Annotated in this window: 19 protein-coding genes and 1 pseudogene; 7 read left to right on the top strand and 13 right to left on the bottom strand. The window is 52.1% G+C overall.

Annotation, left to right across the window (positions count from 1 at the left end):
* Positions 1-130 precede the first annotated feature (130 nt).
* Complete coding sequence (locus tag RB298_RS23465) at positions 131-505, top strand: hypothetical protein (protein ID WP_096777280.1); 375 nt, start codon at positions 131-133, stop codon at positions 503-505.
* A 14-nt stretch (positions 506-519) separates the two neighbouring features.
* Here the strand turns inward: RB298_RS23465 and RB298_RS23460 are convergent, their stop codons facing one another.
* The 3 genes from RB298_RS23460 to RB298_RS23450 form a co-directional block, all read right to left on the bottom strand.
* Complete coding sequence (locus RB298_RS23460) at positions 520-1,599, bottom strand: ankyrin repeat domain-containing protein (protein ID WP_486048812.1); 1,080 nt, start codon at positions 1,597-1,599, stop codon at positions 520-522.
* A 229-nt stretch (positions 1,600-1,828) separates the two neighbouring features.
* Positions 1,829-2,395 carry a hypothetical protein gene (locus tag RB298_RS23455; RefSeq protein WP_375121969.1) on the bottom strand — a complete coding sequence of 189 codons (567 nt, stop codon included), beginning with the start codon at positions 2,393-2,395 and terminating at the stop codon, positions 1,829-1,831.
* A 63-nt stretch (positions 2,396-2,458) separates the two neighbouring features.
* A complete protein-coding gene (locus RB298_RS23450; protein ID WP_486048811.1) occupies positions 2,459-3,196 on the bottom strand; it encodes a hypothetical protein in 738 nt (245 codons plus the stop codon).
* A gap of 198 nt (positions 3,197-3,394) precedes the next feature.
* Here RB298_RS23450 and RB298_RS23445 point away from each other — a divergent pair, with 198 nt between their 5' ends.
* The 5 genes from RB298_RS23445 (at position 3,395) to RB298_RS23425 (ending at position 8,521) form a co-directional block, all read left to right on the top strand.
* Complete coding sequence (locus RB298_RS23445) at positions 3,395-4,531, top strand: DUF418 domain-containing protein (RefSeq protein WP_486048809.1); 1,137 nt, start codon at positions 3,395-3,397, stop codon at positions 4,529-4,531.
* A gap of 19 nt (positions 4,532-4,550) precedes the next feature.
* Positions 4,551-5,672: a sensor histidine kinase gene (locus RB298_RS23440; protein WP_192570202.1), complete on the top strand. Its 1,122-nt coding sequence runs from the start codon at positions 4,551-4,553 to the stop codon at positions 5,670-5,672.
* Positions 5,669-6,274: a response regulator transcription factor gene (locus tag RB298_RS23435; protein WP_096777211.1), complete on the top strand. Its 606-nt coding sequence runs from the start codon at positions 5,669-5,671 to the stop codon at positions 6,272-6,274. The genes RB298_RS23440 and RB298_RS23435 overlap by 4 nt, the downstream gene beginning before the upstream one ends.
* 34 nt (positions 6,275-6,308) lie before the next feature.
* Positions 6,309-6,851, top strand: a complete 543-nt coding sequence (locus RB298_RS23430; RefSeq protein WP_486048806.1) for a hypothetical protein — start codon at positions 6,309-6,311, stop codon at positions 6,849-6,851.
* Between the two features lie 164 nt (positions 6,852-7,015).
* Positions 7,016-8,521, top strand: a complete 1,506-nt coding sequence (locus tag RB298_RS23425) for an alpha/beta hydrolase family protein (protein WP_486048804.1) — start codon at positions 7,016-7,018, stop codon at positions 8,519-8,521.
* A 131-nt stretch (positions 8,522-8,652) separates the two neighbouring features.
* Here the strand turns inward: RB298_RS23425 and RB298_RS23420 are convergent, their stop codons facing one another.
* From RB298_RS23420 to RB298_RS23385, 8 genes are all read right to left on the bottom strand, one after another.
* Positions 8,653-9,285, bottom strand: a complete 633-nt coding sequence (locus RB298_RS23420; RefSeq protein WP_486048803.1) for a hypothetical protein — start codon at positions 9,283-9,285, stop codon at positions 8,653-8,655.
* Between the two features lie 34 nt (positions 9,286-9,319).
* Positions 9,320-12,454 carry a hybrid sensor histidine kinase/response regulator gene (locus RB298_RS23415; protein WP_486048801.1) on the bottom strand — a complete coding sequence of 1,045 codons (3,135 nt, stop codon included), beginning with the start codon at positions 12,452-12,454 and terminating at the stop codon, positions 9,320-9,322.
* A 366-nt stretch (positions 12,455-12,820) separates the two neighbouring features.
* Positions 12,821-15,601 (bottom strand): endo-beta-N-acetylglucosaminidase, encoded by a 2,781-nt coding sequence (locus RB298_RS23410; RefSeq protein ID WP_486048799.1) that lies wholly within the window; start codon positions 15,599-15,601, stop codon positions 12,821-12,823.
* Positions 15,602-15,730: 129 nt separating this feature from the next.
* Entirely contained in the window at positions 15,731-17,254 is a 1,524-nt protein-coding gene (locus RB298_RS23405; protein ID WP_096777216.1) for an ABC transporter substrate-binding protein, read from the bottom strand.
* 117 nt (positions 17,255-17,371) lie between these two features.
* A complete protein-coding gene (locus tag RB298_RS23400) occupies positions 17,372-18,319 on the bottom strand; it encodes a carbohydrate ABC transporter permease (RefSeq protein ID WP_009590967.1) in 948 nt (315 codons plus the stop codon).
* A 21-nt stretch (positions 18,320-18,340) separates the two neighbouring features.
* Complete coding sequence (locus tag RB298_RS23395; protein ID WP_009590960.1) at positions 18,341-19,270, bottom strand: ABC transporter permease; 930 nt, start codon at positions 19,268-19,270, stop codon at positions 18,341-18,343.
* Between the two features lie 271 nt (positions 19,271-19,541).
* The gene (locus RB298_RS23390) at positions 19,542-21,092 is read right to left on the bottom strand and encodes a response regulator (protein WP_375121976.1); all 1,551 of its coding nucleotides are present in this window, start codon (positions 21,090-21,092) and stop codon (positions 19,542-19,544) included.
* A complete protein-coding gene (locus RB298_RS23385; protein WP_486048796.1) occupies positions 21,089-22,951 on the bottom strand; it encodes a sensor histidine kinase in 1,863 nt (620 codons plus the stop codon). The genes RB298_RS23390 and RB298_RS23385 overlap by 4 nt, the downstream gene beginning before the upstream one ends.
* A gap of 435 nt (positions 22,952-23,386) precedes the next feature.
* Here RB298_RS23385 and RB298_RS23380 point away from each other — a divergent pair, with 435 nt between their 5' ends.
* On the top strand, positions 23,387-24,460 hold the full coding sequence (locus RB298_RS23380) for a hypothetical protein (protein ID WP_486048794.1): 1,074 nt from the start codon (positions 23,387-23,389) through the stop codon (positions 24,458-24,460).
* 81 nt (positions 24,461-24,541) lie between these two features.
* Here the strand turns inward: RB298_RS23380 and RB298_RS23375 are convergent.
* Both RB298_RS23375 and RB298_RS23370 read right to left on the bottom strand, forming a co-directional pair.
* A pseudogene (locus RB298_RS23375) lies at positions 24,542-25,140 on the bottom strand (uracil-DNA glycosylase).
* 256 nt (positions 25,141-25,396) lie between these two features.
* Entirely contained in the window at positions 25,397-26,173 is a 777-nt protein-coding gene (locus RB298_RS23370) for an AAC(3) family N-acetyltransferase (protein WP_096777221.1), read from the bottom strand.
* Positions 26,174-26,195: the final 22 nt, after the last annotated feature.

Raw genomic sequence — 26,195 nt, 5'->3', positions numbered from 1 at the left:
TCCTGCAGAAATGGACTGGAACAAAAAAAAGCGAAACCCCTAGACTTATCTTTTTTGCTAAAATAAACTTAAAATGGAAGCCGTACGATTTTCGAATTCCCGATCATGATTGGAAAGCGAGGTGCAGCCATTGACGACCCTTATTGTGATCATCGTCATTTTCTCACTGATCACGCCGTCCTTCTTCATCGCGAAATTCACCAAGGAATTACGGGCGAACAACAACCGAAACGTGCAGCGCAAGGCGATTCTCGCGAGCGGTACGCCCGCTCAAGCACAGATCAACTCGATCCGGCAAACGAATGTGCAGGTTGACGATCAACCCGAAGTGTTGCTGGACCTAAGCGTCACCAAACCGGATGGCGAGACGATCCATACCGTCGTAAGAACCGTTATCCCGATCATAAGCATCCCCACGTTCCAACGAGGCAATATCATCGAAGTAAAGCATATGACCATAGACAATGAGTTGAAATTCGAGGTCGTAGGCGCCTATATACCTTGACCCTGAATTCTCGATTACAGCTCTCCCTCAAGAAAACGGATGAGGTACGATTCAGGCTGCGCAAGGAACTCGGTAAAGCTGCATAGATCGGCATACGTCTGATGCTCCACATCGTAACAGCCAATCAGGCCCTTTTTCTTCGGATTCCATACGAGCTGCAGATCGGAGTAATTGTCAATGTCGGCTGACAGGCGCAGAAACTTTTGTCGGCCGACTTTCATCTCGATCGTATCTGTCAGGGTGAAGAAATCGATATACCCGATTTCATATTCATTCTCCGGCAGCTTAAGCCGCAGCTGGTCTCCTGTCAGAAAACGGACCAATTCATCGGTCAATTTATACTTTTTCAGCGCATACTTCTTGTTCTCTAAGCTATGAAACTCGGCCGGCTCCAGCGATTTCAAGTAGTCGGCCAGGACGGTATCCTTATTGCCGACCGCAATCGTATACGGCCGCTCGCCGTCCTTTTCCGCCAACGTCACGTCAGCGCCGCGCTCAATCAGATGCTTGACCATGCGCTGATTCCCCATCCGCGTGGCCACGGTTAGCGGAGTCGCTTGATAAGGATAGACCATATCGGGCTGATTATAATTGATGTCCGCCCCATGATCGAGTAGATAATCGAGTGTCTTAAAATCATGGTCCGACACGGCTTGGCGCAGCACCGCGCTGCCATGCAGCTTGAGATCCAATCCCAGCTCCCGGATGAGCGGGATGTTTTTTTTGTTGCCGTAATAGGCCTGTGCATATGCGCCTGACCCGGTTTGATTGAGTTTATCCAGCTCGGCGCCCTGCGCTGCGATATAACGAACGATATCTTCCTTGCCGTACCGCACCGCTCGCAAAAAAGCCGGATTATGATGGACATTCAGGTTAACGCCGTGCTCGACCAGCAGCTTCACCACATCCGTTCGCTGCGAGACCAACGCCAGATCGAGCGGGCTTAACGTCGTATATCTGCTTAGTACGATGCCCTCCTCGATATCCCAGCCTGCGGTTATTGCCTCCTGCAAAGCCGGAATGTTCCCTTGGTAGATGTGCATCGCAATCTCCGGTAATTCCTCGAATTTGCCGATATCTTTCAGAACGATCATCGATATTCCTCCCTGCGTAAATCCTGTGTATGTATGCTTCTTCCTTATTTCAATAATTGGCTGATTGAGCTCGGCGAAACGGCTGTCCCTTACATCGGGGAGCATTTGAATGACAAGCCTAAAGAGGATACGCGGCTGATCTTGGAGACGGCAGTTCGAGATTTGGGACAGCTCTAGCCCTGCCGCTTGATACGCTCCTATCACACGAACAGCTTCGCTCCTTAGGCGCCTACAAAGAATATGGCTGGGCTTTTCCTGCTGCGATGTTATCGGGATGAACGTCTGCAGGCTCATGTCCATTCATGCGGAGATACATATATTCCGCTTCTTCCAGCGGCATTTGCAGCGTTCGGCTGATTTCATAGAGGTCGATGTCCTGCGCCAGAAGCTCCCGTGCCTGATGGATTTTTCCATGCAGCCAACCGTGTTCGAGCATCCATTCTTTCACACGGTCCAGAAGCTGTTTTTGGGTCTCCGCATCTGCGTGCTTTTTATATTTAGCAACGGACTCCGATAGATAGTCGTAGAGATAACTCCCCAGTGCCTCGCGCTGCTCGTGTTTGGACATTCGTTGGTACTGCTCATAACTTAAACTGATATCCAAGTCGAGGGTATGATCCCTGCTATCAAAACGTCTGGATGTTTTTCGGCCATAACTTTCCGGCAAAACGCGAAATACAACAAAGATATCGAACGGAAACTTCCATGCGGCAGCCAGTTCCCCTAACGGCAGCAGCTCGTCCCTTAATTGACCTACGCACGTTCCGTGTGCATCCAGCGAAAAAGCCAGCTTCATCCCATGTCCCCCTTATCTTAAACGCAGTTCCCCACTTGATGAGTACCGATATGGATCTAAGTGTTATGATACCCTTTCGCACCCTTTCGACAGGAGCCATGCCTCTATAACGGCAAATGCCTGCCCTGCATCCTGTTCATAGAAGACGGCTATCTCTTGCTGATAAGCATAATTGAATCGTACATATCCGCCCAGTTCCCGGTAGAACAAGCTGCATGTATATTCGTTTTCCACGCACAGATCCGGCGAAAAGGACGCTTGACACATACCGGCCAGCTCGGTCAGCGAAGGCTGATCCTCCCCTGGCGGCAAACGCAAAAAGAGATGGCTCCGCGTACCCGTCCACGGTTCGTAATAGACGACTCCCTCTTGGCTGCTTCCATACACCTGACGGTATATTTCATCCAGCACCGCGGCGTACAGGCCTTCATCGTTCCGCTCCCGTGACTGCAGCAAGATTGCCTGTATATGGTCCGCATGCCGAGGAAGCCAGAGCAACTGAGCCGTCTGGGGATGCACCGCCAGAAAATCACCGTCCACCGTTGTGCCTATAGCGATACACTCTGCAATCTGCGGCTCCGTAATGGGACTGTCATCGTCATGCTCCCATAACCCGTACTCGGCAAAAGGCTGCAGCACCTCCCTATCCGGCTGCTGGACATTCATCCACCCGCAGTAAGTCCCTTCGCCGAATTGCTGCATAAACCGGACGTAGCCCGGCGGATAAACCCCCTCTTCCTCTCTTCCAAGCACTTGACTTTGGCCATCCGACAGCGGCCTCGGTCCCGATACGATGTACATGATCACTCCTCCTGTTTTCTTCTATTATTCCACAATTTTCAAGCCATGACGAGAACCCCATCCGACTTCTTCCGTTCGTTCTCCCTGCTTTTATGACACGTGTCATACGGATCTCTTTACAGGTGTGAATGTTGCGCCAGGGAGATCGTACCTACAATAAAAAGACAAGAGAACCTAGAAGAAAGAAGGAATGGAAGAATGGAACAACGTACGGGCAGAATTCGCCTGCTGGATATTTTGCGGGGCTTCGCGATCCTGGGAACGCTCGGGACGAATATTTGGATCTTCGCACATGCGGGGGATCTACGCTACATTACCACCTTTGATCACTCCGGCTGGTGGGGAGCGGACGATCTTCTCCGGATGATCGTCTTGTTTCTGGTAAACGGGAAGCTGCTCGGACTGCTGACGATCATGTTCGGGGTCGGTCTGGAAATGAAGTACCGGCAGGCCAAGCGCAAAGGAAAGCCGTGGCCTGGCGTTTATTTATGGGCCGTTTTGTTTTTAATCCTCGAAGGCCTGCTGCATTTTATATTAGTCATGGAGTATGACATCTTGATGAGTTACGGAATTACCGCCATCATTGCAGCCTTTATCGTAAAGGGCAGCGACCGGCTCATCGCCCGCACGATGAATGTAATCGGCAGTATCTTTGCCATCGCGATCCTGGCCCTTGCGGGACTCATGCTGGCAAGCGGGGCCAGCGTATCGCTGGGCAGCTTTGACGATGTCGCTGCTCTCTATCAGGAAGGCACTTGGATCGAGCAGGTCCGGTACCGGCTGGCGAATTTCCTCCCGTTGCGAGCGGAGGCCATCCTCGTCATCCCGACGAACGTGTTTCTGTTCCTGCTAGGGGTTCGCTTTATGCGCTCAGGCGTATTCGCCCCGGACGACAACGGCAAAAGGCTGCGAAAAAGGCTATTCAAGCTGGGTATATATGTCGGCGTGCCGCTCAACCTGCTCATATTCGTTCCCGGCGGCGCTTTCGATCTACCGGTGCGCTATTTATTCGCTCCACTTATGTCTATGGGGTATATAGCAATCATTGCGAGAATGATACAATATACGAAATGGGAATGGCTATGGTGCCGCCTGGAGAACGTCGGAAAAATGTCACTGAGCTGCTATGTACTCCAGAACATCATCGCATCCACCATCTTTTACGGCTGGGGGTTGGGGCTTGCCGGCAAGCTGAATTCAGCGGCCACTATCGCCATCTGGCTGGTTATCTCCGCATTTCTGCTGGGCATGGCGTCCCTATGGCTCCGCCGCTTTAATCTGGGGCCCATGGAGACCGCCCGCAAACAGGCGATAGGTTTCTTCGAATCAAGATAGCCGAAATTGGAGGCTTGATATGTTCTATAAGTTGTACCCGAGGGATCAGATCAAAAGTTATTTGCTCATCGATATCATACTGACCGTATTCTTATGCTACCAGGTGTTTCGTTCGGATACGGCGCTGGGACTGTGGGGCAGCCTTTTGCTGCTCCTGCTGTTCCTTGTTTCATTCTATGTCGCATTATGGCGTCGGGGCGGCTGGCTGCTGGCTGCCGTGCTGGCGGGCCTGTTCGCTGTAGGCGTACTCGGGGTGTATACGGGGCCGAGCACCCTGCTGTTCGGGATCATTTTTGCCGATTTGCTGGGCCGGTCCAAGTCCAAGGTACATATCGCCATCGGCTGTGCGGCCATTGCCCTATCATTCCTGCTCGTGTTCGTTTTCCGAAAGGAACCGCTGCTCGAAACGTCCAATGCCATTTACCTTCCGATCATGATCATACAGTCGGTATATCCGATCGTCATCTACATCAAGGAGAAAGCAAAAAGCCTGCAGGGGGAGCTGGATGAAGCCAACGAGCAGATCGCAAAGTATATCCAGCAGGAGGAGCGGCAGCGAATCGCCAGGGATCTCCACGATACCTTGGGGCAGACCCTCATGATGATCAAAATGAAGAGCGAGCTGGCAACGAAATGGGTGGATAAGGATCCGAGCCAGGCCAAACGGGAGTTAGGCGAGATTCTGGATACCTCCAGAACCGCCCTCAAGCAGGTAAGGGAGCTGGTATCCGATATGAAGTTCATCTCGCTGGCAAGCGAGCTGGAGCATTCGGCCAAGCTGCTGCATACGGCAGGAATATCGCTGAGCATCGAGAATCCGGAGAAGCCTCCACTGTTATCCAGCGTGGAAGAAACGATGCTGGCGCTCTGCGTCCGGGAAGCCATGACCAATATTATCAAGCATAGCCGGGCCGAGCGGTGCACCGTCAAACTGGAAACGAAGGATCATGCCTTCGGGATCCATATCGCGGATGACGGCGTGGGTCTTGCGGGGAACGCCGGCGGAAACGGCCTTCCGTCGATCATGGAGCGGATGAAGACGCTGGGCGGGTCCTCCGCCATCGACCCGTTGCCTCAGGGGGGCACCAAGGTGTACCTGAAACTCCCGCTTCGCCGGCATGAAAAGGAGGACGCATCATGATTCGAATCGTCATTGCAGAAGATCAGCAAATGCTTCGCGGCGCATTCGCCTCACTGCTCAATTTCGAAGACGACATCGAGGTGGTGGCCGAGGTGCCGGACGGGCAGCGCGCCTGGGACGCGATTCGGCAGCATCAGCCGGACGTGTGCCTGCTCGACATCGAGATGCCTCATATTAACGGCCTGGAATTGGCCGAGTCCATACGTCAAGCAGGCCTATCCTGCAAAATCGTGATCGTCACGACCTTCGCACGTCCCGGTTATTTGCAAAAAGCGATGGATGCGCAGGTGGAGGGTTATCTGTTAAAGGACGAGCCCATCGATTTCTTGATTGAGGCCATCCGGAGGGTCATGAAGGGCGAGCGGGTCGTGAGCACCGACTTGGCGGCCGCGCTCTTCATGAAGGAGGAGAATCCGCTCAGCGAACGGGAAATCGAAATGCTCCGGTTAACCAAGGAAGGCATGACTACCGGCGACATCAGCAAAGCCTTGTTTCTGACAAGGGGAACCGTGCGCAACTACCTGTCCTCCGCCATCCAGAAGCTGGAGGCGGATTCCCGGCAGCAGGCCGTCACGATCGCGGAAGATAAAGGGTGGCTGTAAACTCCCCGGGATACATATGTAGGAGGTGAAGGAGATGAACGCTTTGACCCATACGACAGCCAGCGTGCCGTGGCAGCGGTTGACGACAGCCTATGGAAGAGGCACGGATATTCCTCGGCTATTGGAAACACGACAATATAAAGAATTGGCCAGCCTGATCGAGCACCAAGGCACCCTGTGGCAGACGACGCCATGGGCCCTGCTTATGCTCCTGCGGGAGCTTGCCAAACAGAAACCGGAGCAGGTCTCTTCAGAAGAAATGGAATTATACTTATCCGTAGCTTCAGCCATAACCGTGGAATATATGGATTCGGCACAAACGGTTGAAACGATGGATAAGCTGCTGGACGAAAGATACTTATGGCCGGAAGACGACGAAGAAGACGATTTGCGATGGGAAGAAGAGGAACCCCCCGGTTATGAAGCGGAAATCTTCATCAGTTATTATTACTTCAGTTATGTGCTGCTGCAGGAAGCGGCTCCTGTTTTCCGAGCGATCATGAACAGCAGCGATCAGCATGCCGACTCCATTTCGGAGCTGCTGGCACTGCTCGAGCCGACAGATGCCGATATGTAGAAACATGCAGGTTCGGCAAAAAGCGCGAGCCTCCGGTACCGACACCGGAGAATCCTACATAGGACAGCACGGATTTAAACCTTTTTTAAACGAAACCATCCGCTCGTTTTAACCTTGATCCGTTATCATACAAATAATTGCGATAACAAGGAGCGAGCGTGCGTATGAGAGTTCTGGAAATGTTGTGGGTTGCAGCCTGCGTTGCGATGCTGATAATACTGTTGAGCCGTAACACAATAAATCGGAAGGCTGGCGCGATCGTCGGCATCGCTGGCGGTTTGCTGTTCGCCGTGCAGCTGCTGGTCGAGGGATACAGGTGGCAGATGATTCCGACCTACATCGTCACCGCGTTGCTCTTTGTGTTGGTTCTGTTCAGACGCCGAACGGTCAAGAAACCGCTGCGGTACACGATATGGGGCCTTTCGGTCGTTTTGCTGGGCGGATCGGCTGCCTTATCGGCACTGCTGCCGGTTTTCCATTTACCGACGCCCTCGGGCGAGTTCAGGGTGGGAACGGATACGCTCCATTTCGTTGATGCGGACCGGGAAGAAACGTTTACCGAACAAAAAGGCGACAAACGTGAGCTTATCGTTCAGGTATGGTATCCGGCCGCAGCGTCTGGCCAAGGCGCCGAGAAAGCTACGTTGTTTCCGAAGGATAAAAGGCTCTTTCACACCTATATGCAAGCATATTCCGAATATCTGGGCCTTCCCGCGGCCGCGTTAGACTATTGGAAATACAGCCGGGCCAACGCTAACGGCCATGCCGGTTTGCGGCTGGCGGAGAATCCGTATCCGGTGGTGCTGTTGTCGCACGGCATGGGGGTCGGCAGAATTTTGCATTCGTCCCAGGCCGAACATCTTGCCAGCCACGGCTATATCGTATTTGCCATCGATCATACGTACAGCACGGCTGCCACCGCATTTCCCGATGGGCGCGTAACCGGTTTTCTTACGGAACAATCCCAGGAGCGATTATTCGAGGACAGCCGCACTATTTTGAAGGTGTGGAATGAGGATATCGCCTTTGTCACGGATCAGTTGGAGAGGCTTCAATCAGGCGCCGTCGCCAGCAAGTTTAAAGGAGCCTTAGATCTGGACAACATCGGCATGATGGGCCATTCCTTCGGCGGGGCTGCAGCCTTTGAAGCCGTTTATTCCAACCCGCGGATCAAAGCCGGCGTGAATATGGACGGAACGCTATTCATAACGAAGGACCGGGACGACATGGAGAAACCGTTTATGTTCATGGAATCGGAGGATTTTATGAAGGTGAACGAACAGCAGGCGAAGTATCGCCAAACCCCGGCTACGGAAGCCGAGCTCCAAGCACTGGGGTTAACGCGAGAACAATTCGACATGATTCTGGCGAATCGGGAATTGGAACTGAAGCTGATGGATCGCTTATCTCAACAGGGACTAGGACGGACCCTTTATATCGAAGGCGCAGGACACTATAATTTCACCGATCTTCAGCTGTACTCTCCGCTTACCCGCCTGACCGGCATGACCGGAAGCATGAATGGATCTAGGGGAGCCGAAATCGTCAACCGCTACGTGCTGGAATTCTTTAATCAGCATTTGCGCGGAATGGAGAGTAAGCTTCTAACCGGTCCCTCGGAGGAATATCCGGAAGTGAAGTATCCGGACCGGGTGTCCCGCCCTCGATAGGCCCGCTTTCCCCATTTATGAAGACCACGGTTGGCGGGCTTTTCAAGGGTAATGCGAATTTTTCCGTACAATACATCGTGGAAGTGAGGGGGATTGCGGCTCATATGAGTGGGGATTACCGAGGATTCCTCTTACGTACCTGATATGTCCTTCTTGTTGTTCATAACCAGCCCATATTTCCTTACGATCCACGAGTCAATTAGATCATTCACCGCTTGTTGACTTATGCGAACAGCCGGCTTCTGCTCCTGCATAGCGTTTGCGGCTTGTACCGAGAAACGAAGCGGCTTGGTCATTTTTTTCATGGATGCTGCCATTTCTTCGAAAAAAACATACGTCAACGGCCGGTGTCCCCGAATATCCTCATACAGATAATACTTTCCTCGTTCATCCTCTGCATCGATTCGAATTCCCTTTGGAAGGGAGAGCAAGACATAGGGTAATTCATCTTCTGCCCACTGTCCCCGGTAGGGGAATGAGACACCTTCATTTCTGACAAAGAATCCGGAGCTTTCATCGCCCTCAGCAATCGAAATAGAATAGACAAAGAAAGGGTGGTAATCGGGCCTGTCCTGCGCCGTAAAATACTGATAATAGGTACGATACGCCTCAAGCACCTGATCCAGATCATGCTGGGTCATGGCATGGTTCGTACGATGAAATTTGGCCTGTTTTTGCTCAAAGCGTGCCAACATTTGGTTGAATTCTTCCGGCGTTATTAAAAATTTCAGTTTATAAAATCCGCTGTTTTTCAATCTCTCCATTCATCTCACCGCCTGATGCGTTTTATCCCGGGGTTTAGATGCGTGCATGAAAAGTAACCCGGGTTCCTTCGCCTAACCTGCTCTGAATACGAAGCCCTGTTCCGAAGTGCCGTTTTAATCGCTGGTCCGTATTGATCAATCCGACCCCGGACTGATGATTTGCTGTTCTCTCTAGGATTCGCTGCAATTGAGCTTCATCCATCCCGATCCCATCGTCCTGAACGGTTATCTCGGCATGCGTGGCATGGACGGAAATTCGAATATGTACGGTTCCCCCATAAGTGCGCTTCATGACGCCATGCCTTATCGCATTTTCGACCAAGGGCTGGATCGAAAGGAACGGAATTTGCAAGGCTCCGCAGTCGTCTACCTCCCAAACCACCTGCAGCCGCTCTTCAAACCGAACCTGCTCGATATAAAGATACGAGCGTACCAGGCTCAGCTCCTCCTCGATCGGTACAAGTCCAGCCGTGTCTTGGAATCTGAATTTATATCTCAGAAAGTTGCTGAACTCCTCAAGCAGATTCCGCATCTTGTCCAAATCAACGTCGCTTAGGGCCGTCACCGCATTTAAAGCATTGAATAAAAAATGAGGCTGGATTTGCGCTTGCAGCCATGCCGCTTCCAGTCGGAGCTGCTCCCGGACGGTTTGTTTAATCGTCGTTAAGGCCTCAATCCTCGACCTGATTTCCAAGGCCTCCACCGGCTTGGTCACATAATCGTTGGCCCCCGCCAAAAACCCGCTTTGGATGTCTTTCGGTTGGCTTCTTGCAGTAAGCAGCAGCACAGGGAGCTCCGTGAGCGTAAACCGCTCGCGAATCCTCCGCGTCAGCTCATACCCGGACATCTGCGGCATCATAATATCGGAGATGACCAAATCCCACGCCTTCGCATCCAGTACAGCCAACGCTTCTTTACCGCTTGTTGCCATCGTCACCTCGTATTCGTCAGGAGGCAGTATGGCCTCAAGCACCTGAAGGTTGACGGGATCGTCGTCAATGATGAGCAGGGTCGGCCGGTTACTTCTCCTTTCGGGCAAAGCTCCTTGTATCGCGGCTGTCGGGAAGATCTCCTCTTTTTGCAAACCGGCCCCAATGGTATCCTGCATCGGCATGGATGGCAATGTTGGCGGTCCGTTAGAGTTAGAATCACGCTGAACTTCCTCTGTTTCAAACCCTGCCAGCTTTAATGAAAACGTAAATCTCGAGCCCTCCCCTGGAACGGAGGCCACCTCAAGCGTACCCCGATGAAGCTCAATGAGCTGCTTGCTTATGCTTAGACCTAACCCAAATCCGCCTTCGATCATGGTCTCGCTGGCGCTCGCCTGCTCATACGGAAGGAACAAGCGCCTCAGCATGGTTTCGTCCATTCCGATCCCCGTATCGGCAATCGCGATATAGGCTCTGTCGCCCTCTGTAAAAGCTTGAATCGAAATATACCCTTCATTCGTATATTTTACGGCATTATGCAGCAGATTGAACACGACTTGAATCATCCGGTTCTCGTCCGCCAAGACGGGAGGGAAATCCTCCGGGATCTGATTGACGATGCTGACCGACTTCACTTCCGCGTTAAATTGCAGCATATCCATCACCCCCGTCACGATGGGCTGGATCGATACGGCTTTTTTCTGCAGCCTCGGATTGCCATCCCGCAGACTCATGACGTCCATCAAATCGTTTAATATTAGTGTTAGACGACGTCCGACGGTCAGAATCGTTTCAAGCTCTTTCACACTCCTGTCCTGCAGCAAAGGCCGTTCCCGGTTCAACACGGATTGCGACATGTTAAGCATGCTGTGCAGCGGATTTTTGAATTCATGGGACGTGTTCGCCAGGAATTGATCCTTATGGTCATTCACTCTTTGCAAGGTTGCGGCAATCTCTTTCGTGTTCGCATGCATCTTGAAATAACCCTTAAACCATACAGCGGCCAAGCATCCCATCGAAAGGATCAGGTCAAACGGATAATGGGCAACACTTAAGGCGCTTTCCCGCAAGAACAACGCCCACAGGAAATGATGGACCAACGCAACCATGGAAAAAAGCAGCAGCAAATGGTCTTTAATGCCCTTCATTATGGTTTTGGTGATTGCAATAATCGTGATGACGGCCGTTACGCAGCCGAGCAAAAAATAAACCGGGAAAAGCATGATCACCTGAGGCGGAGCCAAGAACAAGGTAATGCCGGCTGTTCCTAAGATCATGACGGCATAAACGGGATAAATCCTGTTCCAATAAGAGAGTTCGCGATGATTCGTGCATTCCAGCAACGCATAGCATCCAATCATAAAGGCGGCGTTGGACAACCGAAAATCCCAATCGCTGCTGATGTATATGAATTGATGGAACAGCTTCTCATCCGTGCTCAATATGCTCGAAAGGGTTACGCAGAGGGTCAGCAAGGAAAAATACAGCAGCCTCTTTTCCCTATTCCCCAGTAAAAATAAAATGAGTGCATAAACGGAGTGCATAAGGAAGATAACAGCTCCCAGCGTTTGCATCGAAACCGAGAGTTTCATTTCTTTGGCCACGGCTTCCTCTGAACCCAATTTAATGGATCTGGCTATGCCGCTGCTTCGGCTATCCACATAATTGGCCGCCTGAATCACTAATTCGATGACGCCATTGCCGTCCGCCGTAAAGCTTGTAGTATACGGCAGGTTCTTCGCGGTATAGGCTTCCTTCGTGTCCGCCACCCGCCCGGATTTGGCAAGCAAACGTCCATTGACATATAATTCGGATGACGAGCGTACGCTAGGCACGCGAATGCTATAATTCAGCTTCTCCTCGGGATTCACTAGAATACGCAGGCGATAGGAAGCAAATCCATATGGAGACGCTTTGCCATTACCATGCAGAGCTTGATTCCATCCCCCCGGAACCGCAATCAGCTTCGGCTTCGGCCCGCCTGATGCATCCTGCCCGCTCCCATCCAGCAGCCACTGCATGGGATAAAACTCCCACTCTCCGTCAAGCAACAGAATGCCGCCTTCTTCGGCATCCCATTCCCGCAAATCGAGATGCCCCTTATTTATCGTCACCTGCTGTTGATCAGGGAACACTTCCACCCACAGCATGCGCATGCTCGATAGAATCACTATGAGTAATCCTATTAACCATAAAATGTGGCTCTTTTTTATTTGGTGACTTGGTGGGCTCTTTGCCAAGAGATATTCCTCTCCTAATCCACTTTAATGTAAGCATAGCTCCATTATTTACAATTGCAAACCCAAATGAAAGAACAACCATTGATGACTGCCATGCCATCAATGGTTGTTTGTTCTACTCATTATTTATCGGTCAGACCGGTCACTTTCAGCATTCTTGCCATCAATGCCGTCCTCAGCTTGCGTCATTTGCGCAGCATCCATATACTGTCCTACATCAGATTAACAACCCTATCTATACAAAATCTATACACGACACGCTGGCTCAGGGGCCTAAACGGCGCTTCTATGACGGATCGGGACGATATAAATAACCAAAAAAGAGTGTTCCCCCATGAAGGGAAACACTCTTTCTAGTCATCCGTACTATTTCAAGCCCAGCACTTCAACATCGTAAATCCGTGCAGCCGTGTCCCCGCCCTGTGTCGCCTTCTCGATCTGAAGACGCACGTACCGTGCGGAGGTAAGTTCGATGGCATGGCTGCTGATCCCTTGCGTGTTGTCTTTGACCGAGACGGCATCCTTCCACTCCTTGCCGTCCGAGCTTACTTGAATGGAGAAAGCCCGCGTGTTGAACGCGGCAGGCTCGCCTCCGGCTTCCGCGTGCTTGATCACGAATTCGCTGACCTTGTGCTCGGCTCCCAAGTCTACCGTCAGCCAGTGCGGCCCGTCTCCGACGGCGCACCATTTGGTGGCGGCATTGCCGTCCACTGCAAATGGCGGCGCTTCCTTCTCGTTCACGAAGCTGGATGCGGACGCGCTTTTGCCAAGAGCAAGGTTGCCGACGCCGTTCTCGGCTTCCCGGGTTACCGTGATGAGCTTCTTCTGGATCCGATCCTCGCCAACGCTATTTTTAGCGGTCAGCGTGACCTCATACGTTCCTTCCTCGGGATAGGTCACTTTAGGATGCTGGTCCGTACTGGACGCCGGCTGCCCGCCAGGGAAGCTCCAGCTCCAGGACTCCGTCACTTCCGAGGAAAGATCCGTGAATTGCACCGTTTCTCCCGGCGCAATCAGGGTTTTATCCGCCTTGAAGGCTGCCGTCGGCTTCGGATATTCCGGCCAGTCGAAGCTGGCGGATGCCGCCTTTCCTTGCTGGTAGTGGCGGTTTACCGGAATCACAACCATTTCGGTTGCCTCCTCCTTAAGCGAACGCTTCATTTCCGGTACGTAATAAACGGTATTTCCCGTCATGCCCATCAGTTCGTACTTGCCGTCCGGATGGATGCGATAAACCTGATAGTACAGTACGTCTTCATTCTGTTTCGGCGCTTCCCACGACAAGCGCGCATCACCATATATTCCATCGCGGAAATCATTCTCGATAACCTTCAAATCGGTTACCGCGTGCGGTTTCTTCGCCTTGTCGTTCACCTGCGTAACCGCCAGGCGGCCGATGTTGGCCCGATAATCCGCCTGATCCGCCGCGGACTCGAATTGAAGCGAGATTCCGGCAATCGTGCGGCCTTTATACTTGTTCAGCTTGACGCTTCCCTGCTTCCAATCCTGATTCGCGCCCGTGGCGGTCCATTTGCCAGGCTCGAAAAATTCGTACCGATCCGGCGCATCGGAGAATGCCAAGCCGATCTTCACCTTGGCGTCCTTGGCATTGTCGGCATACACGAGTGATACTTCCGTGGTCGCTTCCACCGGGATATTCGCCTTATACAGCTTGAGATGGGTGGAGGAGCCTTTGCTTACGGCACCCGCCACTTGAAGCGAGCTGCCGCCGTAGTAGGATTTGCTGAAATCAAATCCAGGCTTGAGGGCTTCACACTTTCCATTAGTTTCCGCGATCCAGCGCCAGGTCGGCAAAATATCCTGCAGGCTCCGGTTGCTCCAATCGCGGCTTCGCATCACTTTGCCGTCCACCGCAAACAAATGGCCGTTGCCCGTATTGAAATGGGTGACGAATTCGGAGTCGGTCAGCACGGTTTTTGCAACGACATCATGGGCAATCCCTCTCCAGGCAAGCGGATCGGTCCCTGTAGGCTGTGACGTGTTCGCTGGATTCATTCCGGGTCCCACCCAGAAAATCTGCTCCTTATTCATGTACTCCTCATGGGTTTCGGAGCTGTTGTACGCCCAATCCGGACGGTAAATGCCCAGGGAGGTCGTGGCTTTCTTCCCGTCCGGGAACAGAACCGGCCAATTGAACCTGCCTTCGTAGCCTTTCGCCTCCACGTCGATGCCGGCATATAGATCATACGGACTGCGGCCAAGCTCCGCCGCTTTGGCCGGGGAGTTCAAGAACGGAGTAATGTAATCGTATTGGCCGTTCTTCTCGTCTTTGAACTGCCAGCGGAAATCGATGAACATGTTGTCGGAAACCCGCTGATTTCCCTGTTGGAAGAACATTTCGTTCTTATCCGTCAGGGCCCCCTGCCACTTCACCGGTCCCTCCTTGATCATGGAATCGTACCAGATCACTTCCATGCCGGGTCCTTGGTTCTGCTGCAAGTAAGTCAGAAACTCAGCCATCTTGGCCGCATCTTCCGGCGTTCCGCCCTGCGTTTCCTGATTGATGAACCAGCCGTCGAAGCCGTAGTACGTCGCTACCTCGATCAGCTTATCCGCAACCGGGAAAGAACCGTCCTCCCGCTGCTTTAACAGATCATGCAGCCACTGGATTTTGCCTCCGTGCTCGGTTTGCGGCAAGAAAACGGTTCCAAAAACAGGAACCCCATTCTTATGGGCCGCATCGATGACGTCGCTGCTTGGCGGAACGATTAATCCTTCGCCTGCGGAGCCGCCCCACATGACCAGCTTGTCGATGTACTGCCAATTGCTGAACGTATAGGTATGGAACTTCTCCGAGCCTTGCGAAGGAGCTCCGCTTGTGCTCGGATACATGGAAGCGATCGATAGCACCTTTACTTCTTCCTTGGCGTTGCCGTTTACTTTGCTTCCTTGGATGCGCTGATCCTCCAGCTTCACCGTTCCCCGGTTAAAACGGGCATCCTTGTCCTTGGACGGCGACCATTCCAGCAGCGTGTTCGGATACCAATACGACGAATGCGGCTGGGCCGCTTCGGCTTCTCCGGCAAAGCCCGTCAGGGATGCGGCAAGCAAAGCCGTGCTCATCCATGCCGCCATTCTGCGCTTCCACTGGGTTCTTGCGTAATAATCCGGTTTGATTCGTTTCATGGGAAAACCTCCTATTATTCGAAGATCATTTCGCTTACGCACATTGGAGCCTTTTTCGGTGAAGAAAGAAAGGACAGAGAGAAACGGCCGTAAGGAACAGCCGCTTCTACCCTTCATACCCTTTACGGATTACTTGTTTTGAGCCTTCCACTCATCGAACTGCTTTTGAGCTTCGGCGATCACTTTGTCGATGCCGGCATCCTGGAACTTTTGTTTAGCTTTCGGCAGATATTCTTCAGGATCGACGGAGCCGGTGTACAGCGCCGGAATAAATTCCTTGGCTACGTTCGTGATGGCCGCGACCTCCGTTTTGACCGGAGCCGTGTCGAAATTAAAGCCGAACGTAGGCGCCACTACGGCAGAGGTGTTGAATTTCTCGAATGCTTCCCATTTGTCCTTCGGCTCGCCTTCGTGAAGGTACGTCAGGAACATGTTGCCGAGCGCGAAACCAGGCATCGCGTAGTTCTCCTGCATGGCAGGCATATCCTCGATATACGGCTCTTCAAGCTTCTTGTAGTGCGTTCCTTCCAAGCCGTATTGAATCATGTTCCGGAGTTTCACGTCCGTGTTCAGCAGGTTCAGGAACATCATCGCCCGCTCCGAATTTTTGGAGTAAGAAGAAATGGCCATCATCGAACCTGCTGCGGAGCTGGTGTAAATGACAGGATCATGCATCGGTCTGGTCACGATGTCATAGCCCGCGTTTCTGGACCAGCCAAGCTCTGCGTATGGCTGCGTAATTTCGCGGTCCACGAGCCATTTGCCGGTTTTGATGTTGTCGATGCCGTCCAGCGTTGCAATGTCCTCACGCACATAGCCCGCTTTATAGTATTTGCGCATGGTCGTCAGCGCCGATTTCAATTCAGGCGAATCCAGCAAATTCACGAATTTAAAGTCCTCGGTGTCCAGATACATGCCGATCGGAATTTCATCGCCGAGCGGGTAGTCAAACGGCATGTACGGTTTAAAGCCTTTCGGTACGGCAAGCGGCGTAATTTCCGCAGGCTCGTTCTCTTTAATCGTTTTGAGAAGCGGTTCCAGATCTTCAAGCGTGGTCACCTTGGAAATGTCCAGGTTGTACTTATCCAGATACTTTTTGTTGAAGCGCCATACAAATTGCTGTGCCAGTTCCTTGTTGGCCGGGATGCCATAGTTGACGCCGTTAACCTTCGTTCCTTCCAGGAAACGGGGATCCAGTACTTCCTTAATGCCTTTTCCGTACTGATCGAGCAGTTCGTTCAACGGCTTAAACGCGCCTTTTGCCGCATTTGGAAGGTAATCGAACGCCCACGAGCTGGTGAAGGCGATGTCGTAATTCTCGCCGGAGCTCGTAATCACCTGCATCCGTTGGCTGTAATCGCCCCAGTCGATCATGCTGATTTCGATCGTTGCATTGATTTTTTCCGTCAAATATTTATTGATTTCCTCTTGAACCATAGGCAGGTCTTTCTGATTTGGCCCGATCATGTACATTTTCAGTTTGACCGGATCCAGTTTGGAGGCATCAATGGTGCCGTCGCTTTGGACAGCCGCCTCTTCCTTCGCTGGTTCACTTGGCTTACTGCCGCCTTCCTTGCTGCCGCAGGCCGACAGTACAACGGTCAGCAGAAGCACGAGAGCAAGGGACAGTAAAGAAATCTTCTTCTTAAACATGAGTTTTTCCCCCTGTGTCACTTAATGGTTATTGCTATATTGATACCGCTTACACACCCGGGACATGAAAGCCGGATTTCTCCGGCAGTGTGCGCTTGCGGGTTCAACCTTATGAAATTATCCTTTGACCGAGCCTACGGTCAGACCCTGGACAAAATACCGCTGGAAGAACGGATACGCCATGACGATCGGCAGCGTGGCCAATACGACCATCGCCATCCTTACCGTCTCCGTCGGCAGGCCGGCGGCCACATCGAACGAGCCGATATTCTGCGCATTCTTCGTTAGGAAGTCCATGTTCTTCTCGATCTGCATGAGCATGAACTGCAGCGGTGGCGTCGCCTGCGGATTGTTATAGTACAGCAAGGCGTTAAACCAGTCGTTCCAGTAGCCCAATGAGCTGAACAAGCCGATGGTGGCGATCCCCGGCAGCGAGACCGGCAGGACGATACGGATAAAGGTCAGAAATTCGCCGGCGCCATCGATTTTGGCGGACTCGATAATCTCATCCGGAATCGTCGTTTGAAAAAAGGTCCTCATGACGATGATGGAGAACGCGCTCAAGGATAGCGGAAAGATCAGCGCCCAGATCGTGTTCTGCAGATGCAGGAACTGGGTCATCACGATATAACCCGGTACCATGCCGCCCGAGAACAACATGGTGAAGAACGCCAGAAAGCTGAAAAACCCTCTAAATTCAAAGTTTCGGCGGGACAAGGCATACGCATAGGTCGTAACCAGCGCCAGACTCACCAGCGTTCCCAGCACCGTGACCAGGAGCGTCAAGCCGAATGAGGACAGCAATTCGCTTCCCGTTTTGAAAATATACTCGTACGCGGCCGTGCTGAACTGGCTCGGCAGCAGCCTAAAGCCTTCCAGGACCAGCGTCTGTTCGTCCGTCAGGGAAATAATGATAACAAATAGGAACGGAAAGATACAGGAGAACGAGAAGAGCCCGATCACGATATTGAAAATCGTATTCCACAAAGGGGAGATGGCATTATAGTCTCTCTTCCTTGAACGCTTGGCCGACTGGCGGGCGGTTTGCGTTGATAGCTGCGACATTGAAGTTACACCTCCCTCGGATTAGAAGATCGCATGATCTTTTTCGATTTTTCGAACGATATAATTGGCAACCAGAATCAGAACCAGTCCGACAAACGATTGGTACAAGCCCGCTGCCGTGCTCATGCCGATGTCTCCCATGTTGATCAGACCGCGGTAGACGAAGGTATCGATGACGTTCGTAACCGGGTACAGCGCGCCCGAATCCTTCGGAAGCTGGTAGAACAATCCGAAATCGGAACGGAAGATGCCGCCGATCGCCAGTATGGTCAGGATGATCATGAGCGGCTTCAGCAGCGGGATGGTGATGTACCGCACCTGCTTCCACTTGCTGGCGCCGTCGATGACGGCCGCTTCATAATAAGACTTGTCGATCCCTGTGATAGCCGCAAGATAAATAACGCTGTTGTAGCCTACGCCTTTCCAGATGCCGACAAAAATGATGATGAAGGGCCAATACTTCGCTTCCGAATACCAGCTGATCGGCTCTCCTCCGAAATAGGTAATGATTTGGTTCAGCGTTCCTTTGTCCACGCTCAGAAAGGTGAACGCAAAATAACTGATGATGACCCACGACAAAAAATGCGGCAGAAACATGCCGGTCTGATATACCTTGGCCGTCCGCTTGTTGACAAGCTCGCTCAGCATGATCGCAAACCCGACCGCAATGACCAGGCCCAGAATGATAAAGGCGAGGTTATAAAGAATCGTATTTCTCGTAATGATATAGGCATCATTGGTCGTAAACAGATACTCGAAGTTTTTGAATCCTACCCATTCGCTGTTGAACACGCTGGCGAAGAAACCGTCCGGGCTGATGCGGAAATCCTTAAACGCGAGCACGGTACCGAACATGGGCAAGTATGCAAAGATCAGAAACCAAATGGTTCCGGGCAGTATCATCAGCAGCATGAACCGGTTGCGTATAACCTTTTTGATGAACCCCGACATGGGCACTCCTCCTCTTCCCTGTTAAATGCAAGTGATGCGACCGAAGCTTTAAAATGTCCCATGATCGTTGTCAATGCGGCTTTATCCAAGAGCCGGCCGTTATCTTCTCACTCGTCCTTTAACTACTTTCATTGTGCCAAGTAAGCGCTACCGCCCTCAAGTTGAAAAATACTAGAACGGGATGGATAAATTAAAGAATCCTCCACAAACAACAAGAAAAACAGGCCAAAGCGGATTCGCCTTGAGCCTGTCGCAAAGAGAAACGTTGGTGTTAGATCCGATACATGGACCTCATCTCGGTTGGAGATACGCCCGTATATTTTTTGAACTGCCTGTAAAAGTACGAGCTGTCCGTGTAACCTACGCTGAAAGCGATATCCGCCGTCTTCTGATCGGTATGCAGCAGGAACTGCGACGCTTTCTCGATGCGGTACTGGTTCAAATAATCCGAAAAGCTTGCGCCGACCTCCTGCTGAAAGAGCTGCCCCAAATAATTCGGATGCATCTGCAGCCGCTGGCTCAGCGTCTTCAAGGATAGCTCTTCCGGATAATGGTGCTGCACCTGCTCGACAAGGAACGATACATGGGGGCTGTACCCCTGTTCCGCTTCCTGCAGGCGCTGGAGGCTGCGCTCGACAATGCGCCATACATGGCTTCGGAGCCCCTGGAGCGTATTGATCCGGTGCATTGGCGTGAACACCTCGCTGTAGTCGGGGCTTTTCTCCACATCCTTTGCCGCTATCATCAATTGGACAGCCGCATTCATGCAGGCTCCCCTGTGTACCGTCTGCGCCCCGCTGCCGCCGTCAAGAACGGATTCGATGTAGGCCTGCAAGGACGAAACATCGCCTTCGATCAGCAGCTTCGCGAAGGCATCGGGGCGAACCGACGGCGAAGATGCCGGATCGGACTCCGGTTCCGCAGGCGGATGGTACAAGGTCTCTTCATCTCCTGCAATCAGGCGGGCGTTGAAGTGGCCTTTCGCTAGCCTGTAGCTCTCCTGAATATCTTTAAAATCATGGACAGCCGCATGACCTTCGGCGCACCACATGCGCAAGCCGGTCAACTGCCGCAGCTTGGCCATGGCTCCTCGCATCCCTTCCCGCGCAGCATCCTTCCGCTCCTTCATCGAGGCCGTCAAAACAACGATGTCGTCATCCGCATCGGGGAAACAAATGACCTCATGATCTCCCCCAAGCTCCTCCGAAAGAGCTTGGCAGCATTCATCCGCCAGGCTGGTCAGGCGGAAGAGCTGGGATACCGAGCGCTCGTCGGATATGAGCCGCAGCACGTTAACCTGGTATGACGGATAATGCAGCGGAATGCCGAGAAGCTCGGCTCTTTGCTTGAGCTCCGAGCTTTTGATTTCGCCGTTCACCCATCGCTGCAAAATATTGCTGCGGAGAACCTTCCAATCCTCCTCGGAGCGAAACCGCTTCAGCTCCTCGCGTTCCCAATCGCCCCGGATATGCTTGATCGTTGCTTCCAGCTCCTCGATGTTGATCGGCTTCAAAATGTAATTTTGGATGCCGAGCGTAATCCCTATCTTCACATATTCGAATTCCTCATACCCGCTAAGCACAATGAACTTGGTGCGGGGATGCATGGCTTTCACCTTCTTAATGAGCTCGAGTCCGTTCATTCTTGGCATCATAATATCCGTGATCAGCAGATCCACAGGCTCTTCCTTCAATTTCTCTAGCGCCTGCAGCCCATCGTTGGCCGAACCGGACACGTGCAGATCGTATTCCTGCCAATCCACAATCGTGGCCAATCCCTGAGCAATCAAAGGCTCATCATCAACAAAAAATACGCTCCTCATGTCGTCTCCCCCTTGCGAAGCTTCGGTATTTCCATGCGGACCTCCGTTCCCTGCCCCTCCGTGCTGCGGATGGTCACGCCGTAATCGCTTCCGTAATTCAGAACGATCCGTTCATGCACGTTCATCAGCCCGATCGACCGGTAGCCCTTGTCGGGAGGCTGGAGAACCTTGTCCAGCGTCTGGCGGATCTGGATCAGCTTTTCCTCCGGTATGCCCGTTCCGTTGTCCGAGACGGTGATCACGACCCGGTCCTCTGCCCCGTGGGCCCGGACAGAAATTTTATTGTTGTCCTCGAGCGGACGGAATCCGTGAACGATATAGTTTTCCACGATCGGCTGGACGAGCAGCTTGATAATGCCAAGGTTTTGGATTTCCGGGTCGACCTCAATTTCCGTCTCCAGCCGCCCTTCATAGCGGATGCGGAACAAGTCGAGGTAAACCGAGCACATATCGATCTCCTCTTCAACGGTAACCATCGTGCTCTTCTTCACCATGTTCTTGAACATGACCGACAGGCTGTATATCATTTGGCCCACTTCCTTCGCTCCCACGAAATACGCCTTCATGCGAATGGATTCCAGCGTATTGTATAAAAAATGGGGATTGATCTGCGACTGCAGGGCAACCAGCTCCGCGTTTTTTTGCTTGATTTCCGAGGTGTACATCTTATCGATGTACTGCTCCAAACGGTCGCCCATGTCGTTGAACCGGCGGGAAATTTGCTGCAGCTCGTCTTCGCCGGACATCTGGATGCGCGTCGACAGATCGCCTTCGCCGATGCGGTTCATCGAGCGGATGATCCGCTGCACTTTTTTGGAGAATTTTCGAACGATCGTGAACGTAATTGCAAAGCTGGCCGCCATAAATACAAGCGTGACCAGGATCAGTCCGGTCCTCAAACTCTCCGTATTCTCCTCGATCGAGGATTTCGACACGATACCCACCACCGACAAGCCCGCATTCCCGACATTCAACATGTTCACCTTGGAGGGTTCGTCCAGCTCCACCCAGTCTCCGGCTTTTTCCGGTTCCAAGTGGTAGGGATAGGTTTGACCGTAATACACATCCTCCGAGTCGTAAATCACGGTTCCCTGGGCGTTCAACACCATGATCCGGCCTTTGACCGAAGCTCTGCTCTCGAGCCAGGTCGATATTTGCCGGGCGTCGAACTCCACGTTCAACATGCCTACCCGTTCCAGGGTCCAAGGGTCCTTCAGCTCTCGCGAATAGGAATAGGACCTTGCACCGGAGCCTGCGGCTGAACCTGAAAGCTCGTTTAGCGGCATGGTATCCCAGCTGTGCTGCTCCCGGCGGGCGAACCAGTTCTCCCACTTGCTTTTGGAACCGGATTCATTATTCAGCTGCTGGTTGGTCCGGCTGATGTGCATATAAAAATCGTTCGGATAACTGTAGATGGACACGCTTTTGGCGCTGGGCTCCTGCTCCAGGTAATTCTTCAGCAGGGTATTGAAGGACCGCAAACGCTGCTCCCCCGTCTTTGTGTACAAATCCAGGCGGTATTTGAGGTAACTCTCATATTCGTTGTTCAAAAAATAGATCAGCTCGTCGCTCAGCGTGGCGTCGCCGTAAATCTGCTGGAATATATTCTGGATGCTCTCATACTGCCGGCTCAAATAGATATTCAGGACATGCGCGGATTTGAGATTCGCATCCGTCTGCTCACGGAGTATGCGCTGCGTTTGGTATTGATAGACCAAGGTCGCCGCAATCGCGAACAGCACGATCATGACGGCCGAATACAGCACGACGATTTTGTTGAACATCTTTCGCTTCAGATGGTTTAAATAAAATTGGCGCAGTCTGAAAATATGTAACACACCCTGTTCTATAATGGTCACTTCGGCCCCCAGTGTACACCGTTTCCGTAAACCCGGCAATTGCATTCTGCAGCTCTGTGAACGAGCGCTGCTGTACCAAGACGGCATGGATGGGCTATGCCGGAAACGGCAGGCTGGATTCCGTTCGTCCCCACCGAACGTGTTGCAGAGTCGCTAGGCATGGGAGTGGATGTGCCGAATCCTTCAACTTGCCCGCATAGGAGATCCAGAGGCAAACAAGAGGTTTTGCTGAAGAGAACGCGCAGAACCGTATCGCAGGTTTTCGAGGATCCGTCGTTTATGAAAGAAGGCTTGGCATGTCGCTGCTTAGATAACGTCCACCTGCCGCGAAACTAGAGGAATGCCCTGCTGGATGTTGAATATCTATTAAGGATCCGTGTTAGCTACTGCCGTGTTCCCGATGAAGGAAACCTTTACGAACCGAGGATATGACCGATGAAACTTCAATTCCTATATAACGAATATCTCAATCTGAAATTCAATAGAGGATTACCGTCCACTCCGATAGGCGGCTTTGAATACGGCCTTCTTGAGGACGGTGGCGCTGCATTATTCTTTGCCGAGCGTAACGATGAGGCTTTTGTGGAGTGGACGTATGAATTGCAGCCGAGGGACGCCCATTATGTTGCGAGTCCGGACTGGAAGCCTGTGCTGTCCGACTCTTTTAAACAGCTGGACGTCTATGATGAATTGGTATTCTATTATCTGCTGTTTACGATCAATGCAACGACGTCCATAGCCAAGATCAACCCGTACAATGCCATGAATGATTTCATGAAGAGCTATGGTTTCTTTCAGTTGTCTCAATTGAACGGTGTCACCGGCTTGAACGAGGAACAGAGGCTGCAATTAAGAGACTTTTTCTTCTTTTTCTACCTATACGCGCACCCGGTTAATGAGGAGACCCTCTACGCCTTTTCATTCCGCGGGCAGGATTTGATCCATACCAAAACCAACATTCATGTTGAGCATTATGTAACTGCATATCACGATTACTACAGCGAGCATCTCGACAAGTATGCAGATCAAGTATTCATCGATCCCCCTGAAATCCAGGCATGCAAACATCTTACGCTGGAGCTGTTAAGGTCCATCGAGGGCAAATCGGCCAAACTGGAGATGCCACCGGAAGAAGGATTAGAGGCCCTATTGCGGCTGATCAATGACGTTGATGGTTTTATGCACATGCATTTGGTGGATAAAACGACGCTATTCGGGATCATGAGCGATTTCCTCTCGGACGCTCGCTCCACCCCTTACCGCGATCATTGCTTCCGTATGCTGCTTCAGAATTATACCTGTTATGTCCTTTATTTTGAGTTTGAGCAAATTCATCATTTGGTGGATTATTTTAAAGATACGCCGGTATGGTGCGAGAGAATGATTAATTCCCTTTTTACGGATGCTATTTTTATGCAGAAGATCCTGCGGCATCACCGGATCGATATTGCCGATTATGCGAACGTGACGGCGTTCTTTAATGAGGAAGCGCGGAGGATTTATTTGTAATCGCTTAGGGAGCATTTTATGGAGACCTTGATGAAATAAACTGCAGCAAAAGGAGCGAACGCCGGATGCGTTCGCTCCTTCTTATGTCTCCCTCCCTGCTCTCTCCTCCCACTTCGTCCTCAAACCTTTCAAATCCTCGACAAAGAATCTTAGCAAATTGGGTCTTCTTCTAACGGCCAGCGGATGATAGGTAAAGCCAATCGGGATTCCTTCAAATTCATGCCAGCTCCCCCGCAACTCCTTGACGGTGGCATTCTCCTTCTGCGGGAATAATCCTTCGACTACGACATTGCCAAAACCAAACAATACGAGCGGCTGCTTCTGAAGGAGCTGCGACTGCAAATGCGGAAGGCATGCCGCTTGGGTTGCAGGCTTATCATAAGCACGGGTTGGCCGGCGTTTCAGCAAATAGGTGACGTAAACCGAGTGGATATCCATGCCCGCTTCCCTCATGCCGAGTTGGAGGGTTTCCCGGGTCCCGCACAAGAACGGGTTACCCTCCCGATCCTCCCGGGCTCCCGGATATCCAGGATCATCATCAGCGAGCCTTGCGGATTGCCTTCCCCCCAGATGACGCGATTCCGCTGTCTGCACAATTCGCAGCGTTCGCATTGCTGCATATCTTCGGGTGCTTGCTCTTCTGGCAAAATGACACAGGGATGATTCGTTTCCGTAGACATGCCATTTCTCCCTTTCTATCGCATGCAATGGTTCCATTATGCCCACCTGCCACCTAATGTAAAAACTTCCCTCGCGTATATTCGGTCAGGTCGCCAGCAGAACGAACACGGAATCCAGCGGGATCGGCCTTTATCTATCTAAACAGTTAGTTGAGGAGATGAACGGGAAAATGGATGCAGCGTTACAAGACGGCTGGTTTATTCTTTACATCCAACTTCCCATCCATCGAAGTCACATACGATGAAGGTCCTCGTTCTAAATGTTATGCATGGTATGGTCCAAGGGTTGATTATCCGAGAACAAGTCCGGATTGTCCTTGAGCATTTCCGTTATGACATCCGCCACCGCGGCCGCATCGCATACCCGGACGACGGCATCGCCAAGATGCCCCTTATGCATCGCGCCCCGACTTTCCAGGACCTCATCGACCTTCCAAAAATGCTCCGACCACGACAACCCGCAATGTCTGCGGGAAGGCACCGGGATTTCCGTTCCATCCGGTAAAACCGTGTACAGCTTCTCATGGCCATCCGTTAACCTGCCCGGGATGTCCACCCACTCCTCGACTCCATGAATAAAGGTGTTGCGCTTTAAATCGACACCCACTAACAAAATCGTCGCCTTGCGGTCAAGCAGCTTGCCCCAAGCGGATCCTCTAGCGCATGGCGTGTCGAAACGATGGTCGTCGTTTGTGAACGGGATGGCATCCTGGCCCAGTGCCGCCACGGAATGCGTGGGGTGCAGCGAACGCACCACATCCGGACGTTTGCGAAAAAGCTCCGGCAGGATTCCGACGCAGGATGGGGATTGGTCCACGTAAAATTTCGGATTATCCGCATTGATATAAGACCACGTGTGGGTGGGCAGCACCAGCAGCCCCTCTTTCATATACGCTGTCAGCGCATCGAGGACCGTGTCCGCGCCGCCTTCGACCGGCCCCATGCTCTTCATGGAAGAATGGACCAGCAAGGTCCCTTTTCCGTCAATGCCCAGCTGCTCTAATTGCTTCATTAAGCTTTCCCATGTATGCATGTTCTTCTCCTCCCGGCCAGGA

Origin of the sequence: Priestia sp. BR_2 (assembly GCF_041954005.1) — a bacterium.
GTDB lineage: Bacteria > Bacillota > Bacilli > Paenibacillales > Paenibacillaceae > Paenibacillus_AQ > Paenibacillus_AQ lautus_A.
Note: the sequence above shows the minus strand (reverse complement) of the source record. Positions and strands in the feature narration are given on the sequence as shown.

What these genes read in the sequence shown, in the direction of transcription:
- RB298_RS23380 (WP_486048794.1), top strand. Translation starts at nt 23,387, where the DNA reads ATGAAACTTCAATTCCTATATAACGAATATCTCAATCTGAAATTCAAT.
- RB298_RS23455 (WP_375121969.1), bottom strand. Translation starts at nt 2,395, where the DNA reads ATGAAGCTGGCTTTTTCGCTGGATGCACACGGAACGTGCGTAGGTCAA.
- RB298_RS23420 (WP_486048803.1), bottom strand. Translation starts at nt 9,285, where the DNA reads ATGGAGAGATTGAAAAACAGCGGATTTTATAAACTGAAATTTTTAATA.
- RB298_RS23440 (WP_192570202.1), top strand. Translation starts at nt 4,551, where the DNA reads ATGTTCTATAAGTTGTACCCGAGGGATCAGATCAAAAGTTATTTGCTC.
- RB298_RS23460 (WP_486048812.1), bottom strand. Translation starts at nt 1,599, where the DNA reads ATGATCGTTCTGAAAGATATCGGCAAATTCGAGGAATTACCGGAGATT.
- RB298_RS23450 (WP_486048811.1), bottom strand. Translation starts at nt 3,196, where the DNA reads ATGTACATCGTATCGGGACCGAGGCCGCTGTCGGATGGCCAAAGTCAA.
- RB298_RS23430 (WP_486048806.1), top strand. Translation starts at nt 6,309, where the DNA reads ATGAACGCTTTGACCCATACGACAGCCAGCGTGCCGTGGCAGCGGTTG.
- RB298_RS23425 (WP_486048804.1), top strand. Translation starts at nt 7,016, where the DNA reads ATGAGAGTTCTGGAAATGTTGTGGGTTGCAGCCTGCGTTGCGATGCTG.
- RB298_RS23370 (WP_096777221.1), bottom strand. Translation starts at nt 26,173, where the DNA reads ATGCATACATGGGAAAGCTTAATGAAGCAATTAGAGCAGCTGGGCATT.
- RB298_RS23435 (WP_096777211.1), top strand. Translation starts at nt 5,669, where the DNA reads ATGATTCGAATCGTCATTGCAGAAGATCAGCAAATGCTTCGCGGCGCA.
- RB298_RS23390 (WP_375121976.1), bottom strand. Translation starts at nt 21,092, where the DNA reads ATGAGGAGCGTATTTTTTGTTGATGATGAGCCTTTGATTGCTCAGGGA.
- RB298_RS23445 (WP_486048809.1), top strand. Translation starts at nt 3,395, where the DNA reads ATGGAACAACGTACGGGCAGAATTCGCCTGCTGGATATTTTGCGGGGC.
- RB298_RS23405 (WP_096777216.1), bottom strand. Translation starts at nt 17,254, where the DNA reads ATGTTTAAGAAGAAGATTTCTTTACTGTCCCTTGCTCTCGTGCTTCTG.
- RB298_RS23400 (WP_009590967.1), bottom strand. Translation starts at nt 18,319, where the DNA reads ATGTCGCAGCTATCAACGCAAACCGCCCGCCAGTCGGCCAAGCGTTCA.
- RB298_RS23410 (WP_486048799.1), bottom strand. Translation starts at nt 15,601, where the DNA reads ATGAAACGAATCAAACCGGATTATTACGCAAGAACCCAGTGGAAGCGC.
- RB298_RS23395 (WP_009590960.1), bottom strand. Translation starts at nt 19,270, where the DNA reads ATGTCGGGGTTCATCAAAAAGGTTATACGCAACCGGTTCATGCTGCTG.